Source organism: Flagellimonas meridianipacifica (genome assembly GCF_003001695.1).
GTDB lineage: Bacteria > Bacteroidota > Bacteroidia > Flavobacteriales > Flavobacteriaceae > Flagellimonas > Flagellimonas meridianipacifica.
The window spans coordinates 1847854-1863103 of sequence record NZ_PVYX01000002.1 but is presented as its reverse complement, the minus strand read 5'-3'; the positions used below and the strand labels follow the sequence as shown (position 1 = coordinate 1863103).

The 15250-nt window shown below is 37.6% G+C and carries 17 protein-coding genes; 5 read left to right on the top strand and 12 right to left on the bottom strand.

Annotated features, from left to right (window positions below; genetic code table 11):
- Positions 1–47 precede the first annotated feature (47 nt).
- A complete protein-coding gene (locus CLV81_RS18515) occupies positions 48–1136 on the top strand; it encodes an alkene reductase (RefSeq protein WP_106147164.1) in 1089 nt (362 codons plus the stop codon).
- Between the two features lie 178 nt (positions 1137–1314).
- Here CLV81_RS18515 and CLV81_RS18510 read toward each other — a convergent pair whose 3' ends face one another.
- The 4 genes from CLV81_RS18510 to CLV81_RS18495 form a co-directional block, all read right to left on the bottom strand.
- A complete protein-coding gene (locus tag CLV81_RS18510) occupies positions 1315–2109 on the bottom strand; it encodes a hypothetical protein (protein WP_106147162.1) in 795 nt (264 codons plus the stop codon).
- A 15-nt stretch (positions 2110–2124) separates the two neighbouring features.
- Positions 2125–2517, bottom strand: a complete 393-nt coding sequence (locus tag CLV81_RS18505) for a VOC family protein (protein WP_106147160.1) — start codon at positions 2515–2517, stop codon at positions 2125–2127.
- Between the two features lie 62 nt (positions 2518–2579).
- Positions 2580–3746, bottom strand: a complete 1167-nt coding sequence (locus CLV81_RS18500; RefSeq protein ID WP_106147158.1) for an acyltransferase family protein — start codon at positions 3744–3746, stop codon at positions 2580–2582.
- A gap of 481 nt (positions 3747–4227) precedes the next feature.
- A complete protein-coding gene (locus CLV81_RS18495) occupies positions 4228–5448 on the bottom strand; it encodes a site-specific integrase (protein WP_106147156.1) in 1221 nt (406 codons plus the stop codon).
- A gap of 364 nt (positions 5449–5812) precedes the next feature.
- On the opposite strand from CLV81_RS18495, the gene CLV81_RS18490 reads away from it, so the two are divergent.
- Positions 5813–6919, top strand: a complete 1107-nt coding sequence (locus CLV81_RS18490) for a hypothetical protein (protein ID WP_106147154.1) — start codon at positions 5813–5815, stop codon at positions 6917–6919.
- Positions 6920–7022: 103 nt separating this feature from the next.
- Positions 7023–8642 (top strand): alanine/glycine:cation symporter family protein, encoded by a 1620-nt coding sequence (locus CLV81_RS18485; RefSeq protein ID WP_106147152.1) that lies wholly within the window; start codon positions 7023–7025, stop codon positions 8640–8642.
- An 87-nt stretch (positions 8643–8729) separates the two neighbouring features.
- Here the strand turns inward: CLV81_RS18485 and CLV81_RS18480 are convergent, their stop codons facing one another.
- The 3 genes from CLV81_RS18480 to CLV81_RS18475 form a co-directional block, all read right to left on the bottom strand.
- On the bottom strand, positions 8730–9287 hold the full coding sequence (locus CLV81_RS18480) for a hypothetical protein (RefSeq protein ID WP_106147150.1): 558 nt from the start codon (positions 9285–9287) through the stop codon (positions 8730–8732).
- A gap of 11 nt (positions 9288–9298) precedes the next feature.
- Positions 9299–9397, bottom strand: a complete 99-nt coding sequence (locus CLV81_RS20830; RefSeq protein WP_245912086.1) for a hypothetical protein — start codon at positions 9395–9397, stop codon at positions 9299–9301.
- 103 nt (positions 9398–9500) lie between these two features.
- Positions 9501–9956: a GNAT family N-acetyltransferase gene (locus tag CLV81_RS18475; RefSeq protein WP_106147148.1), complete on the bottom strand. Its 456-nt coding sequence runs from the start codon at positions 9954–9956 to the stop codon at positions 9501–9503.
- Between the two features lie 95 nt (positions 9957–10051).
- On the opposite strand from CLV81_RS18475, the gene CLV81_RS18470 reads away from it, so the two are divergent.
- The gene (locus CLV81_RS18470) at positions 10052–10930 is read left to right on the top strand and encodes a dienelactone hydrolase family protein (RefSeq protein WP_106147146.1); all 879 of its coding nucleotides are present in this window, start codon (positions 10052–10054) and stop codon (positions 10928–10930) included.
- 30 nt (positions 10931–10960) lie between these two features.
- Here CLV81_RS18470 and CLV81_RS18465 read toward each other — a convergent pair whose 3' ends face one another.
- The 5 genes from CLV81_RS18465 to CLV81_RS18445 all read right to left on the bottom strand — a co-directional run bounded on the left by CLV81_RS18465 (position 10961) and on the right by CLV81_RS18445 (position 14462).
- Complete coding sequence (locus CLV81_RS18465) at positions 10961–11539, bottom strand: YdeI/OmpD-associated family protein (protein ID WP_106147144.1); 579 nt, start codon at positions 11537–11539, stop codon at positions 10961–10963.
- A gap of 64 nt (positions 11540–11603) precedes the next feature.
- Positions 11604–12260 carry a porin family protein gene (locus CLV81_RS18460; RefSeq protein ID WP_106147142.1) on the bottom strand — a complete coding sequence of 219 codons (657 nt, stop codon included), beginning with the start codon at positions 12258–12260 and terminating at the stop codon, positions 11604–11606.
- A 29-nt stretch (positions 12261–12289) separates the two neighbouring features.
- Positions 12290–13105: a tetratricopeptide repeat protein gene (locus CLV81_RS18455; RefSeq protein ID WP_106147140.1), complete on the bottom strand. Its 816-nt coding sequence runs from the start codon at positions 13103–13105 to the stop codon at positions 12290–12292.
- Positions 13102–13632, bottom strand: coding sequence for an energy transducer TonB (locus CLV81_RS18450; RefSeq protein WP_106147138.1), 531 nt, complete (start codon positions 13630–13632; stop codon positions 13102–13104). Before CLV81_RS18450 ends, CLV81_RS18455 begins: the two co-directional genes overlap by 4 nt.
- 143 nt (positions 13633–13775) lie before the next feature.
- A complete protein-coding gene (locus CLV81_RS18445; protein ID WP_106147136.1) occupies positions 13776–14462 on the bottom strand; it encodes an arylesterase in 687 nt (228 codons plus the stop codon).
- A 70-nt stretch (positions 14463–14532) separates the two neighbouring features.
- On the opposite strand from CLV81_RS18445, the gene CLV81_RS18440 reads away from it, so the two are divergent.
- Positions 14533–15222, top strand: a complete 690-nt coding sequence (locus CLV81_RS18440) for an ABC transporter ATP-binding protein (RefSeq protein ID WP_106147134.1) — start codon at positions 14533–14535, stop codon at positions 15220–15222.
- Positions 15223–15250 lie beyond the last annotated feature (28 nt).

Sequence of the window (15250 nt, the reverse complement as noted above, 5' to 3'; positions counted from 1 at the left end):
ACCCACTGTACATTTTATGATAATTTAAAAATCAAAAACGAATCAAGATGAAAGATAATTCGATGCTTTTAAGTCCTTTTTATGGCCCCTTGAACTTAAAGAATAAAGTGGTCATGGCACCAATGACACGTAGCCGTGCTACCCAAGACCACATTCCAACAGAAATTATGACCACCTATTACGGCGAACGAGCGGTAAGTGCAGGGCTGATTATAACTGAAGGAACGGCACCATCAGCAAATGGTGTAGGCTATCCACGAATTCCAGGTATGTACAACAGAGAACAAGTTTCCGAATGGAAAAAAGTAACAGCTGCCGTACACGCTAACCATAGTAAGATTTTTGTGCAGCTGATGCATACGGGACGGGTTTCCCATCCAGCGAATATACCTGAAGGTTCCGAGATTGTGGCACCATCGGCCATAGCACCAAGTACTACTAAAATGTATGTAGATGGAGAAGGAGAACTAGAAATTCCCATACCGAAGGAAATGACCACAGAGGATATTTCACAAGCTATAAACGAATTTGTTACTGCCTCAAAAAATGCAGTCGAAGCGGGTTTTGATGGTGTGGAAATACATGGGGCAAACGGATATCTATTGGACCAATTTATTAACCCTAACACGAATCAGAGAACTGATGAATATGGAGGTTCTACCGAGAATAGGGCAAGAATTGTGTTAGAAATAGTTGAAAAAACCATTGCGGCCATTGGAGCGGAAAAAGTGGGCATTCGCTTTTCGCCCAACGGAGCATTGAACGATGTTGGTCCCTTTGAAAACCAAAAAGAGACATTCGATTATCTCACAGAAAAATTGAATGGTTTGGGTCTCGCCTATATTCATCTGGTAAACCATGCTTCAATGGGTGCCCCTTCACTACCCGATGACATCAGAATTAGTATCAGGGAAAAGTTTAAGGGAATATTGATTCTATCTGGTGGTTATGATAAAGACAGTGCCGAGAATGATTTGCAAAATGAAAAAGGTGACCTCGTCGCTTTTGGACGACCTTTTATTGCAAATCCAGACCTGATTGAACGTTGGAAACGGGATGCGGGTTTGAACGAGCCCAACATGTCCCTCCTTTACACCCCGGGTGCAAAAGGATATATAAACTATCCGAGTTTATAAACCTGATCAGTAGTTCAATCGAAGTGAGTAAACAGGCAAGCAGAAGTAAGGCGTTTTCGAAGAAATTGACAATGAACACTTTTTAACGCTCAAGTAATGAATGGGGGAATTCGGTCGTTAAATAGTTTTATAAAGTGAACATTTTCTGGCACTACAATCTATCTCCAAGACTCTAACTTTAAATACCTTTCAATACTTCTTTTTCAATTTTGTCAAAATATTCCATGACTTTTCTTTCAGTATTAAGTTGTAATTCTATTTGCGGATCAAAAATGTCCTTTCTCAAATTTTGATAAAGAATGACAGTATTTCGCAAACTTTCTAGAAGAGATTTCTTTTCATACCGTGGAATAGTTGACTTTAGGTCATCAAAATCATTTTTGTCAATATCAAATTCTACCTTTCTTACCGCTCTTGGTAGATTACCATTTTTCATGTGTAACAACGGACCTAATACAACCATTCTTAAAAATGCAAAAAAATCAAATGCTTCGAGATACTCACCCCTACCGATTTTTAGCAGAGAATAGTGAATCCAAGTCCAGAACCGGTCTTCAATCCATTGATAATTTGGTGAAGGCCAGTTCCCATCAGATTTTTCAAGTTCTTTCTTGACTTGATTTTCACGGTCAAACAAAATATGCGGTGTCTCAACCCTAGGATTTAATTCCTTTAATGTCACAAATTTGATGTCGACATGAAGGAGTGGATTGTCATAAAGACAAATTAAAACTCTTGGCTCACCGACATGTTCACCTGTAAACCCAGAAAGAAAGTTTCCCAATCTTTTTGCAACCTCAATCATTTTGTCCTTGTCGTCGGAAATTTTTGTCTTTGTAATTAGAGTAAAATCTAAATCTGAGTAAGCGTCAATTTCATTGGTTAACCAAGAACCGCCAATTGCCAGTCCAATAACATTATCGTCACTTCTTAAAACTTCCGTTGCATTTTCAGCAAATCTTTTTTGTATCACAAACTACTTTTTGAATTATTCTTTTGGCTCTATTAAATCCCATAAATTTCCATATAAATCTTTAAACACGGCAACCTTTCCATAAGGCTCCGTTTTTGATTCTCGAACAAACTCCACTCCATTTTGCCTTAATTGTGAATAGTCTCTTTCAAAGTCGTCCGTGCTTAAGAATAGAAAAACCCTACCCCCAGATTGGTTTCCTACAAATGATTTTTGAATTTCATTCGAGGCCTTAGCCAATAACAAGCAAAAATCTTGATTGTCTTTTGGACCAACTCGCACCCACCTTTTGTTTTCAGAAATTTTTGTGTCTTCTATTAACTGGAAATCAAGTTTTTCGGTATAAAATTTAATCGCCTCATCATAGTCATTTACTATCAAAGACATTGAGCTTAAAGTTCTTTTCATTTGATTTTTCTAGTTGTCACCAATGAAGCCTTAAATTAAGTGCCTTAATGTTGTAAAAATAATTATGGAATAGGTTGAAACTTATTATTTTCTTTTTTCCATTTCATCCCAAACAGAATTATACTAATAATGGTCTTTCTAATAATAAAATGATATAATATCCATATAGTGGTTATACATATTATAATTAATATCGATAGCTTCAAAGGTATATTTATCTTCAATTGAAGAACATAATATCCTGACACAACAATTACTGCTTGATGAAGAATGTAAAAGGGGTAAATAGCGGTGTTCAGATATCGTAAATGGCCACTAGAGTAATTCAAGTACCTCATTGCAAAGCCAATTGAAGCTAATATAATTGTCCAAATATGAATTCCATTTAATAATCCATATAAATATAAACTGGAATTCTGGAGTCTAGGTTTATTTATTTCCCAACTCCAGTAATATTTAAAAAACAAGACAAATGCAAGAATCAGTACTATTGATAAAAACAATTTCCTGTACTTCAGACAAGAGTCCCAAAACGAATCAATTGAACTGAAAATGAATCCATATAAATAAAAGGTCATTGATGAAATAAAAACAAACCAATCATCAATTAAGCTGCCTTGTTCCGGCCAATCTATATATAGCAAATAGAAATACAGGATGAATGGAATTGCCAAGGAAAGGTGGGCAATTGGAGAACAAAAAATCTTATTAGAAAATGATTTTAAATTGTTAAACCAATTAAATTTTGCTAATGAAAAAATGGGAAGTAGGAGAATTGTAAAAACAAATAAATAGGCTACAAACCACATATGACTCCATGTAAAAGCTCCTTCAGGATAAGGTACAACATTGTAAACTTGAGGGTAAAATTCTGAAAAACTCGAGGTAATTGTTCCGTTTTGCAGCCATTCAAAATAAACCTGGAATGGTGTTATAAAGAAAATTGCAAACGTTAATGGAATCAATAAACGTAATGTACGCTCACCAAAAAACTTTATAACAGACCTCCTTTTTAATGAAAATCGAACTCCAACACCAGAAACAAAAAACAACAAAGGCAGTCTCCACTGATGTGTCCACCAGATTATTCTTGTAATCCAAGGGGAAGTTTCTTTATTGTTAATTTCCCAAGTATAATGCTCAACAAAAGGAACAGCACAATGGAACAGAATAAGTGTCATAAAAGCAAGTACCCTGAGCCAATCGATGTAATGAAGACGTTTACTCATAGTGAGTATAAGATTGGTTACAATTATAGAAGACGTAAAAAGAATTAATTTGGTTGCCCCTTCTCTAACTTTTTACAACAGCCCATACAATCCTTGCTTCATTCATACTTCAAAGAAAATTTTGTGTTCACTCCTCAAATGGAAATTATACTGAGTTTCCGCAACGGAATCATGCTCGAAACAGATAATCTCCTGAAATTGATGTTTTGATTATGCCTGGGGGTTCAGGTACGCGACAGCTTGTAAATTTTCCCATTTTAATCTGGACTAAACGGCAATTTGATGACCTTGACAAGATTCCATTACAAACCATAAACTGCACCTTTAGCAAACACATTTTGGTATCTTAAAACGAACGATTTAGAAGACTTGTCAGTCTGTCCGTAATACGTTACTATTCAATTTAAAGATAAAGACTCAAGCAAAAATTGACTAATCATAATGTGTATAGGTATACATTGTACTTAATGTACATGAGTTTTTAGATTGCAGCAATTAATTGTTCATTGTAATTGTCTAATATATTTGTTGGTAAGGACTTCAAATAAATCTGAGTAGTATTTAATTTACTGTGTCCGAGCATTGCAGATATAGCCTGTAGAGGAATGTCATTTAACATGGCTTGGGTTGCAAAACTATGTCGAGAAACATAGGTTGTTAGTTTCTGCTCAATACCACACATTTCACCAATGATTTTTAAACCTCTATTGTAGCGTTGACGTTCCCAAGAGATTTCCCGTTCTTGTAATGCAGGACTTTCTCTTTTGATAACAGGAAAAATATAATCTTCATTTGATTTTCCTTCAAGATAGATTTTGAGTATTTCCGAAAGCTGACCAGTAATTTTGATATCATACAATTTACCTGTTTTCTTTCGCCTGAACTTAATGCGACCATTGATGATGTTAGCGACTTTAAGGTAAGCCATATCCGTAAAGTTCATACCATATAACAGAAAGGAGCAAATAAAGTAATTTCGGTACCGAAAGAGAACCATATCCTTAGGAAGTTTTAAATTCATTATTTTTCTAATGTCCTCAATTGGTAGTGCTCTCTTTTCCGTAGGGACTTGCTTTATGGAATAGTGCATAAAGGGATAAGCTTCCCGTTCTATTAATCCTGCTTTGATCCCTTTATTATAAATGGCTTTGATGGCCCTTAAATAAGTAGAAAGACTATTATACCCGTTGCCTTTGGCCAAATGATAACGCTCAAATTTTTTAATGAAATCATAGTTCAATTCATTGAACTTTAAATCCTTTCCTTTGGTGAAAGTTCTCAAAATAGAGATAATGCCTGTATAATTTCTAGCAGTTCCATAACGATGTGCCGTTTTAAGGTCTTCCGCTAAAGACTCTCCAAATCTGTAGAATGAGACATAAGTACTGTTTTGGGTTATTCTGTTTTTTACTTGCGTAATGGATAGATAGTTGAGCTTTCCGCTATCATAAAGTCTGTTGATAATATCATTTGCCCTTGCCTCCTCCTTGAGGAGCAAAGTATTCAATCTCGCTATGGATTCTACTTTGGTGTAGGTCTTTTTTATGGTGCATTTTTGGGAGTCCCAATATTTTTCTAGTATTGAATACCCAGTTGAAATAGAAGTTGTTTTTCGTAAGTGGGTAAGGCGAAAAATAATGGGAAAAGAGCCATCTTTTTTGGCTCTTCGAGTATCCAATAAAAGCATTAAATACGTCCTCATATTCTTCAAGTTAGTAAAAAAATTTGCAAACAATTTGCAAACAAATGGTTGATATCAAACGATATCAATTGACATGAAGAATTATGTATGTTACTAAAAATCAATAAATTATAATAAATTTCCTGTTTTAAGATTTTTTTCCAAAGACGCTTCTAAGCAGACGGTCGAAGGTTCGAATCCTTCCGCGATCACCACTTCAAAGCCCCAGTATATATGGGGCTTTTTTATTTCCATTTTACTCCAAACATTTTTTAGAAGTGGGCACCAACTGAACTATTTATTGAAACTTCTCTATTTAAAATAAATATCTTTAGTATTTGGAAATTGAGCTAGTTCGCTTGGTTTTGATAAAATACGGTAAGATTTGGATATTGTTTCTTCCACTCAGGTTTCCACTTTCTATGGTTGGTGGCAGTTTTCAGTATGCCTCTTTGCATTTCTTGCACTATTGTCGATATGGTATCATATTGGCAAAAAGCAAGATGATTTTGGCCAAGTATGGTTGGCACTTTCAATTTTATGTTGGTCGGTTTCCGGTCTAATTGAAATTATTTCTTGGGAGGATATCGGACTAGGTCTGCATTTTAAGGAAGGGGTCAAAAGTGTGTTTTCACTATTGAACAGCCTTTTTATACTCCTTGCCCTCCCATGGTTTAGATATCTACCCAAGCCATTTGCACCTCTCATAAAGTCTAGTTTTTGGCGCTATATTATAGGAATTCCTTTTGTGTTTGCCCTTCTTCCCACGCTCCATAAGATGTTTCTCGTCAGTAACGCGGTAATAATTAGCGAATTGGATGTCTATTATGCCTTACTCACTTTGTTTTTTCTAGGTTTTGTGCTTTGGGAATCTTTTGAAAAAAGAAGACTACCACTGTTGGCATGGCTTTCGATAATCACGATTGCCATAACCCTTTTGGCTCAAATCTATAAACTATTGGATGACGCAATTAACCTACTGTTGTTCTCAGCAATATTTAAAACATCTTTAATCATGCTTTTCTTTGCACTCGCCCTAAGTTGGGTAAAGGAGCTTACGGAAACAGTAATTCCCACACCACATCAGTTAAAACTCCGTTTTCTTAAAAAGGATAGAGGTAGTGATAAAGATAGTTTTCAAGTTTCGATACAGGGATTTCCTGGAAATGAAGATAGATTGATACCGCTCACCCCGGCTCTTTATACGCTATTTAAGCTTTTTGCCGAGCGAAGACTTGATAAAACCGATGGGTGGCTTGAAATTAAACCCAAAAACTTTGATGTCTCCAAAACGTATGATATCAATGACCATAATGAACTAAAAAGACTTATGGTAGCTTTGTTGGATGGGCTCTTTGGCAAACAGACCTGGACAAAAGACAAGCACTTTGTTCCTCTGAAAACTACTCTGTTTGAAATGTCGGAACACAGAGAAAGAAAAATAAGACTGCTGTTACCCAAAGAAAATATCACCATCGAAAATAATGGGTAAATTCTGCATTTGTCAGTTTTTAGGTTACTGACATTTTAATATTCCTTCCGACATAAATCGAATAATCCAATTCTGTAACTGAAATTCCAGAAATTTTTGGGTTATGAGCACTTTGTTCTTTTTCGTTTTGCGGTTACCATCTGCATTTCAATTAGTCGCTTCCTCTACCGAAAAAGGCCTGGATGATAAAATCAATGATGGTTTTATGCCTTTTGCCATATGGTGGGAAAAACTGATTTTGTCGGAAGTGACCTTATTTGGTACCGGAATTCCTTTGGTACTAATAATTCTAATTCTGGGAGCCTTGTTTTTTACGCTCTATTTTGGTTTCGTCAATTTTCGTCATTTCCCAACGGCCATTCAGGTGGTTAGGGGAAAATATGATGAATTGGAGCATCAAGGACCAAAGTTAAAACCAGTTGTCCATGAAGTGGATGGAGACTTAAAAGGAACTATCAAGGATGAGAGTCACTTAGGGGAGGTCAATCACTTTCAAGCTTTGGCAACAGCAGTATCGGGCACGGTTGGACTTGGCAACATTGCTTTGGTGGCAGTTGCTATTTCCATCGGTGGACCGGGGGCTACCTTTTGGATGGTTTTGGCTGGATTGCTGGGAATGTCCACAAAGTTCGCGGAATGTACGCTCGGAGTGAAATACCGTGATATTGACGGTGACGGGACGGTTTTTGGTGGCCCCATGTATTATCTTTCAAGAGGACTCAAAGAGAAAGGATTTGGGCATCTGGGTAAGTTCTTGGCCATTGTTTTTGCTGTACTTTGCGTAGGTGCATCCTTTGGAGGGGGCAATGCTTTTCAAAGCAATCAGGCAGCTGCTCAAATTATTGGTTTATTTGAACTTTCTGGTTCCTCCACAGGAAGTATGATTGGGTTGGTCTTTGCCATTTTGGCCGGAATTGTAATCATAGGAGGTATTAAGCGTATTGCCAAAGTGACGGAAAAAGTGGTCCCCCTGATGGCTGTGTTATATGTGGGCGCTGCGCTTTTTATCATTTTTTCAAAAATTGAATTGGTCGATGATGTCTTTACCCTAATTCTATCTGAAGCTTTTGAACCTGTGGCGACCATTTCTGGAGGATTCGTTGGAGTCATGATTCAAGGTTTTAGGCGTGCAGCATTTTCAAATGAGGCAGGAGCAGGTTCAGCTGCCATAGCACACTCTGCAGTGAATACCGCTTATCCAGCTTCGGAAGGATTGGTAGGTCTTCTAGAACCTTTTATTGATACCGTATTGGTATGTTCCATGACGGCAATAGTCATCATTCTTTTCAACATGGATGGTACATTTGTGTACGGAAATGTGGTGAATGGGCAGGCGCTTTTGCAGGATGGAAGCCGTTTGGGAGGTGTCAACATTACTTCGATGGCTTTTGAAAGTTCAATCAAAGGGTCCTCATATGTTTTGATGATAGCGGTTTGCATGTTCGCTTTTTCCACTATTCTGTCTTGGTCCTATTATGGTCTTCAAGCTTGGAAATATCTTTTTGGTCGTGGAAAACTAACCGATTTGACGTACAAGATATTGTTTCTGATTTTCACCGTATTGGGTGCTGCTATAACCCTTGATGCTGTAATAAAGTTTTCTGATGCCATGATATTGGCTCTGGTATTTCCGAACATGATTGGGCTGTTGATTCTGTTTCCCAATGTCAAAAAAGAATTCACCAACTATCTTACCCTAATTAAAAAGGTCAAATCAGACTAAGAACCCATCCTACATTTGGATTTTCAAAGATTTACTGCCAAATGAAAGTATGTTTTTCACTTTGCCTTTTAGATCGTAAAAGAAAGACTATTCTTTTTTACCCAAGATATCATGAAGATAATCCAGAAAGCTTTCCATTTTTTGATAGTTGGTCATCATCTCTTTGGCATAATAAAGTCTGGATTCGACAAGATTCTCAAATTCCCTATTTCCAAAAAGAGATTCAAAATTATTGGTCTCAAGTTTGGAGTATCCAATTTCCGCTCTGTACTCCCCATTTACTCTTGCTGAAATGTTTCTTGAATTGATTTTCTTATAGAGAAAAGGGATGTTAAAGTTATTGTTATCGTAGTTCGCAATCTCTTCCCTTTGTTCAAGCCTTTCATTATACTTTAAGAGGGAATACAAAGATGTTCTAAGGTCGTTATCCTTTAGAACGGACAGTTCACCATTCTGAAGGGCTTCCTGTAGCGTCGTCATGTCCAGCCCGAAATGGTGATCTTCAATCACAAAGGTTATTAAACTATCTACAACCGTTGATTCAATTTCGTTTTTAGAGTCCCCCATGAGCTGCATTACGGTTTTAATTCCATTTGTCTGGTTTTCCAAATCCTGAATGGATTCCTTAAGTTGAAATTGATTCAAACGTATCTGCTTTACCAATCTTTCTTTGAGATTGTTTCTTTTTTCATTGTTTTTTTTGATTCATTGAAAGCATTAATTTGAACCGCAATCAGAATTCCTATGACAACCAAAACAATTTCCCCAATGGGGCATATAAGAGATAATCTCGAAACTTGTTTTCTGAAAGAAGGTTTAGCCTTATTCTACGGAAAAACTTTATCATGGTTATGGACTTTAGGTTAAGTGCATTTTCATCCCCTCATGTGAAGATTTAAAGCCTAAATCCTCATAGAATTTGATTGCCTTTGGTCTTTTTTTGTCTGTTGTTAACTGCAATAAATGAGCCTTTCTTTCCTTTGCCCTTGCTATTGCCCATTCAAACATAATCTTTCCAAGTCCTTTCCCTCGATATTCTCTCTTTATTCTGACTGCTTCTATTTGGGCTCTGATTCCTCCCCGATAGGTTAAGTATTGAATAAAAGATAATTGCAAGGTGCCTATAATTTCGGATTCTTCATTCTCCACCACAATAAGTTCTTGGTTATTATCAGCGTCAATATTTTCAAAAGCAGTGTGGTATTCGATAGGTAAAGGGCTGACAAATTTTTCTCTTGTTTTACCAAGTTCGTCATCTGCAATCATTTCAACAATCTTAGCAATATCACTTTTTAAAGCTTTTCTAAAGGTCATAATCTATTGTTTGGCTATCCTTTTTGCACTTTTGCCGGTTTGCAACATAAGCAAATAAAGTCAGTCTATGGAATACAAAACAGAAATCTGTCAATATGAAAAGACTTAAACTCTTCTTTTGGGTTGCAACAGCCTTGTTTTCTTGTAGTGTAACTTCACAATCATCTCAGTTAAAAGAGATAGGGTCAAGAGGAAGATATACCACTATTGGACCATTTGCGGAATTTGAAACGAGCCATGAAACTGTTGAAATTTGGGTACCTGACAATGTAGAAAGACCTCCTGTGATTGTATATGCCCACGGAGGTGCAGGATTCAGGGAAGATGACCGGGCCCGTGTCGAACTGTTTAGACGGAACGGATTCGCAACTATTTCCTTTGATGCTTATGAAATGAATGGATTGGACTGGAACTTTGTAACTCGTAGGGTAACCAACACGGGCAAACAGAATCTTATCTGGGGAGTATTTAAAGGCGCGGTTGCATATGCACATAGCAGCGATGAATGGGACAACAAGAATATATTCTTTTATGGTGCTTCCAACGGGGGTCGTATTGTCCTTTATGCGGGAAGTGCACTTGAAAATGATAATGTTCGTGGAATCATTTCCGAGGCTCCGGCTGCCACCGGATATGATTTAGGAGACTACAACATTCCCACAATTATTCCTTTTGGCGAATTGGATACTTGGGCCGGAAAGTCGGAGACGGACTATGTTTGGCGAAGAACATATCCTTCATCACCAATTTCCATTGAAGATTGGATGCAATCCCTTAAAGAAAAAGAACGTCCAATCGATTATATCTTTTATGAAAATGCAGGCCACTTAATGTTCGAGGGACCTCTTGAAAAAGTAACTGTAAAAAGAGGCGATGCAATATCTTTCACTGCATATCAAGGTGCTGATAAAAAAGCATTGGAGAAATATGAAGCGGACGTAGTTTCTTTTGTGAAAAACAACATGGTACAGTAAAGGGTAGAGCATTTAACCTTGAACATCTTTTCAACTTCCTGGTAGTTTTTCTCCCTTTGATGAAAGAGCGACTATTTTATCGATACGATTTTTTCTAGTCTTATCGGTCTTTGCCAGTTTTATCCATCTTAGAACAAAACGTTTACTTGAATCGTTAATGGCATTAAAAAAGCTTTGCGCACTCTTGTCCTTAGAAAGAGCAAGGGCCAAATCATCGGGAACAATTAACTTATCTACGTCATCCATAAAGTTCCAGAGACCATTCGCTTTTGAATTTTCAATCGTCTTGAGTCCAGAGTTGTGCATTCTACCGTCCTCAATCAGCTTCGAAGCCCTATCCTTGTAGCTTTTGGCCCAGTGTTGAACCTTTCTTGGAGAAATTAGTTGCATAGTCTTTTTATCGTCCAATTTTCGACGTATCCCATCAATCCAACCAAAACATATCAATTCATCCAAGACCTCCAATCTCGAAACATATTTGTCTCGTGATTCTTTTTTATAGGTAACCAGCCATACACTTTCTGATTGAGTATGATTGTTTAGAAGCCATTGTCTTAACCCTTCAACTTTGGTAATCTCAATTTTTTCAAAGTTTTCAGTTTTAATCATTTTTGAACCCTTTAATTGAATTTTCTAGGATTTTGAACACCTTGCTTTCTTATCACTAAAATGATTAAAGTGTTTTTTTAAGTCCAATCGAAACCCAAAAGACCTCATTGAAAAGGCTTTCAAAGACCACATTTGTGGGTACAGGATTACGTTGTCTAAGCGTCTTGTTCCACCCCCTGTCTATACCGCCAAGAACTTCAATGCTCCACTCATTTTCCAGAGCGAATTTTACTCCAATTCCTGCAATGGAAGAAATGTCGAGTTTGCTCTTTACATCTTCTTCATCAATTTCATTTCCCAATTCTTGAGCAGAAACTAAATAAGAAAACCCAGGCCCAATGGTTAAGAAAGGTCTAAGCTTATCAGTGTTAAAAGGATAATATCTAAAAAGAAAGGAAAGGCTCAAATACTCAAGTTTACGTTCAAAATTGTCAATTCCGATTCTTAGCACACTTTCTTCATCGAAATCCTTTCCGCCACGGCCTTGGTAGCCAAAACTTCCATCCAAACTAAAATGGTCAGAAAAAGTGTATTCCGAGGTTAGCGATATGCTAAATCTGGTCAAAGCTTCCGTGGAGCCAGTAAAATCCGTCCCAGAATTGTCACCTGTCCTAAGGGTAGATAGATTCAATCCACTTCTAACTCCTATCTCCAGGTTTTGCCCATTCGCAAACTGGGAGAGCAACAATACGATACAGTAAAGAGGCTTGAAGAATTTCATGGTTCGATTATACTTTTAACAAGATACAGCTAGTCATTATTCCGCTCGGCTTCAATATCTGATAGAAATATCCTATCCATCTGATGAGTGTATGGGTCGAACATGTGACGGCCTTTTTCATATAGACTTAGTGACTTTTCTAAGTGCTGACTGTATTTTTCGTAATCGCCCTTTTCCTTCCAAGTTAAGGCCCAATAAAATTCATTCTCTGCTAGAGTGTTCTCCTTTTCTTGAAATTCAAAGGCTTCCATTGCCTTTTCAAATTGATTGGTTTCTAAATATAGTATGCCCAAATGCAGATAATCGTAGAGTCCAATGAAATGGTCTTCTTTGGCCAACTGGCTCTCTATTATTTCGATGGCTTTGGTTTTATTGCCTAATGCCTTATAACAGAGCGCAAGTGCAATCTTGAGATGATAGTCCCCATTCTGTCCAAATCCTATATCACCATTGACGAGACTTTCCAAACGTTCAATATCCTCAATTGCACCCTTGTAGTCCCTAAAAAACTGGTATCGACACCAGCCTCTGTACCCTAAATAAGATGCCGGTTCCAGTTCTACCGCCTTTCCCATTAGCTTTTCCCAAGTCAAAAAATCCCCGCTTTTCAAGTACGCATAACCTTTGGCCTGATAGGCGTAGGCATAGGTTGAATCAATTTCAAGGGCATCGTCCAATATTTCTTGGTATTCCCTCGTGAATTGGTAGTATTTAAAGGATTCCTCCGCTCTCTTGCAGGCCTCATACTTTGACATTTCCCCATACAGTTTATAGGCTTCACAATTTGGGCTGGCGTAGGAACCATGGGTTATAAAGGGGAAAAGAAGGATAAATAGATGTTTCATGGCAGTATTTCGGAGATATTACCCTTTTCAATCTTAAAGATAACATATTGATAGTAGTCCAATGGTTTCCCTTCATGGGATAGGGGCTGCCAACCGTTCAGGCTTTTAACTACTTCTAGAAGTTGATTTACAATCGCACTGTCAAATTCTTTTTCTTGATAATTTAGGTCTGAGGACAATACTCGGAACCTGCCAGTTTCGCCTTTGCAATTCACAATAAACCTAATCCTCAAATATCCACTTTGTCCCTCGGCATTCTCAATTGGTTTATAGAATTTCTTTATTTCCGCAACAAAAGAGCTCTTTTCACCAGTATACCTAAAACCCTCCAATGTATTGAAATATTGGATAACCCTGTCATCGCCATTGCAGGTAAGGAATTCTGGATCATCTAAGGATGTGTCGGGCAATATATCCCCGATCATTCTGAGGTAGCCTTGACTGACTTGAGCCTTTTGTTCTGTCTTACAACTAATTGCACCTAGAACAAGAAAACAGAGGAGGATATATTCAAAGTGTATTTTCATTGATTGTTGAATAAGATAATGAGAAGACAAATTTCTTTTGCAAGCTCCAAATTAAATACAGATTAGGCCGATTTTCGATGTAGTCTTAGTTATTTTCTACTAGATTCTTAAAGCAACCAAATTGCTATTTTCAAAATAATCATCTACTCAATTACGGTCTTCAAAACGGACCAAACATTGTCCCTTACAATTTGATGCCCCTCTGGAGTGGGGTGAATGCCATCCTCTAAATTCAATTCAGGAATGCCAGCAACGCCATCCAACAAAAAGGGAATCAAAGCAATTTGATTTTCTTCTGCCAACTCTGGAAAGATTTTACGAAATTCAGTGGTATATTCTGGTCCCATATTCGGCGGAATCTGCATGCCGGCAAGAATGATTTTGGTATCAACATTTTTCTTTTTGACGACATCTATCATGGCCTGTAGATTTTTAAGTGTCTCCGTTAAAGGAATACCGCGTAGTCCATCATTGGCGCCCAATTCCAATACAAACACATCTACCTTCTGATTCAATACCCAATCCAAACGATTTCTCCCTCCTGAAGTTGTTTCTCCACTTAGTCCTGAGTTGATTACCGTATACTCCAGGCCTAAAGAATCCAAACGATTTTGGATAAGTGCTGGGAAAGCTTCTTCCAGCTCCAAACCGTACCCTGCTGTTAGACTATCTCCAAAGAAGAGAATCACCTTTTCGGAGGTTTCTTCTGTAACAATGCTTTCTGTACTGTCATTCGTATCTAACGTCTCTGAGGATTTTTTAGGGGCATCACGACAAGAAATGATTAGAAAAAACAATAAAAAATAACGAAACTTTAAGAGGTCATACATAAAATAAAGGCCTTAAACTAAAATCATTTACCTATTTTTCCTGTTTAAGAAAAAAGGAAGCGATTACGCTATGTCAAAGATATTAAACGTCGAGCATCTAGGGAAGACCTATAAAAGTGGCTCGAAACAATTAACGGTGTTGGACGACATTAGTTTTAGCATCGAATCAGGGGAGACTTTCGCCATTATTGGACCTTCTGGTAGTGGAAAGACCACACTATTGGGTCTTTGTGCCGGGTTAGACTATGCAGATTCTGGTGCTGTGAATTTGTGCGGTTCGGATTTAGGGAGTTTGAACGAAGATGAGCGCGCTCAATTAAGAAATAAAAAAGTTGGGTTTATTTTCCAAAACTTTCAATTGCTGCCTACGCTCACGGCCTTGGAAAATGTGGTTGTCCCTTTAGAACTTCAAGGGGCAAAAAGTCCTTCAAAAATTGGAAAAGAATTGTTGGGTAAGGTGGGCTTGGGCGACCGTCTCCATCATTACCCATCCCAGCTTTCTGGAGGAGAGCAGCAACGTGTGGCCTTGGCGCGTGCTTTTTCAAACAAACCTTCCATTCTTTTTGCAGATGAACCTACTGGCAATCTTGACCAAGATACAGGAGACCGTGTAATAGAATTGTTATTTGAGCTCAACCAAGAGGCGGATACCACTTTGGTCATTGTCTCGCATGATTTGGAACTGGCTCAAAAATGCAAACGGATTTTGCAATTACGAGGAGGAAAAGTGGTATCGAACGAAGTTTTGATTGAATCGTGAAGCATTCCCAAAAAAAACAATCCGCAGC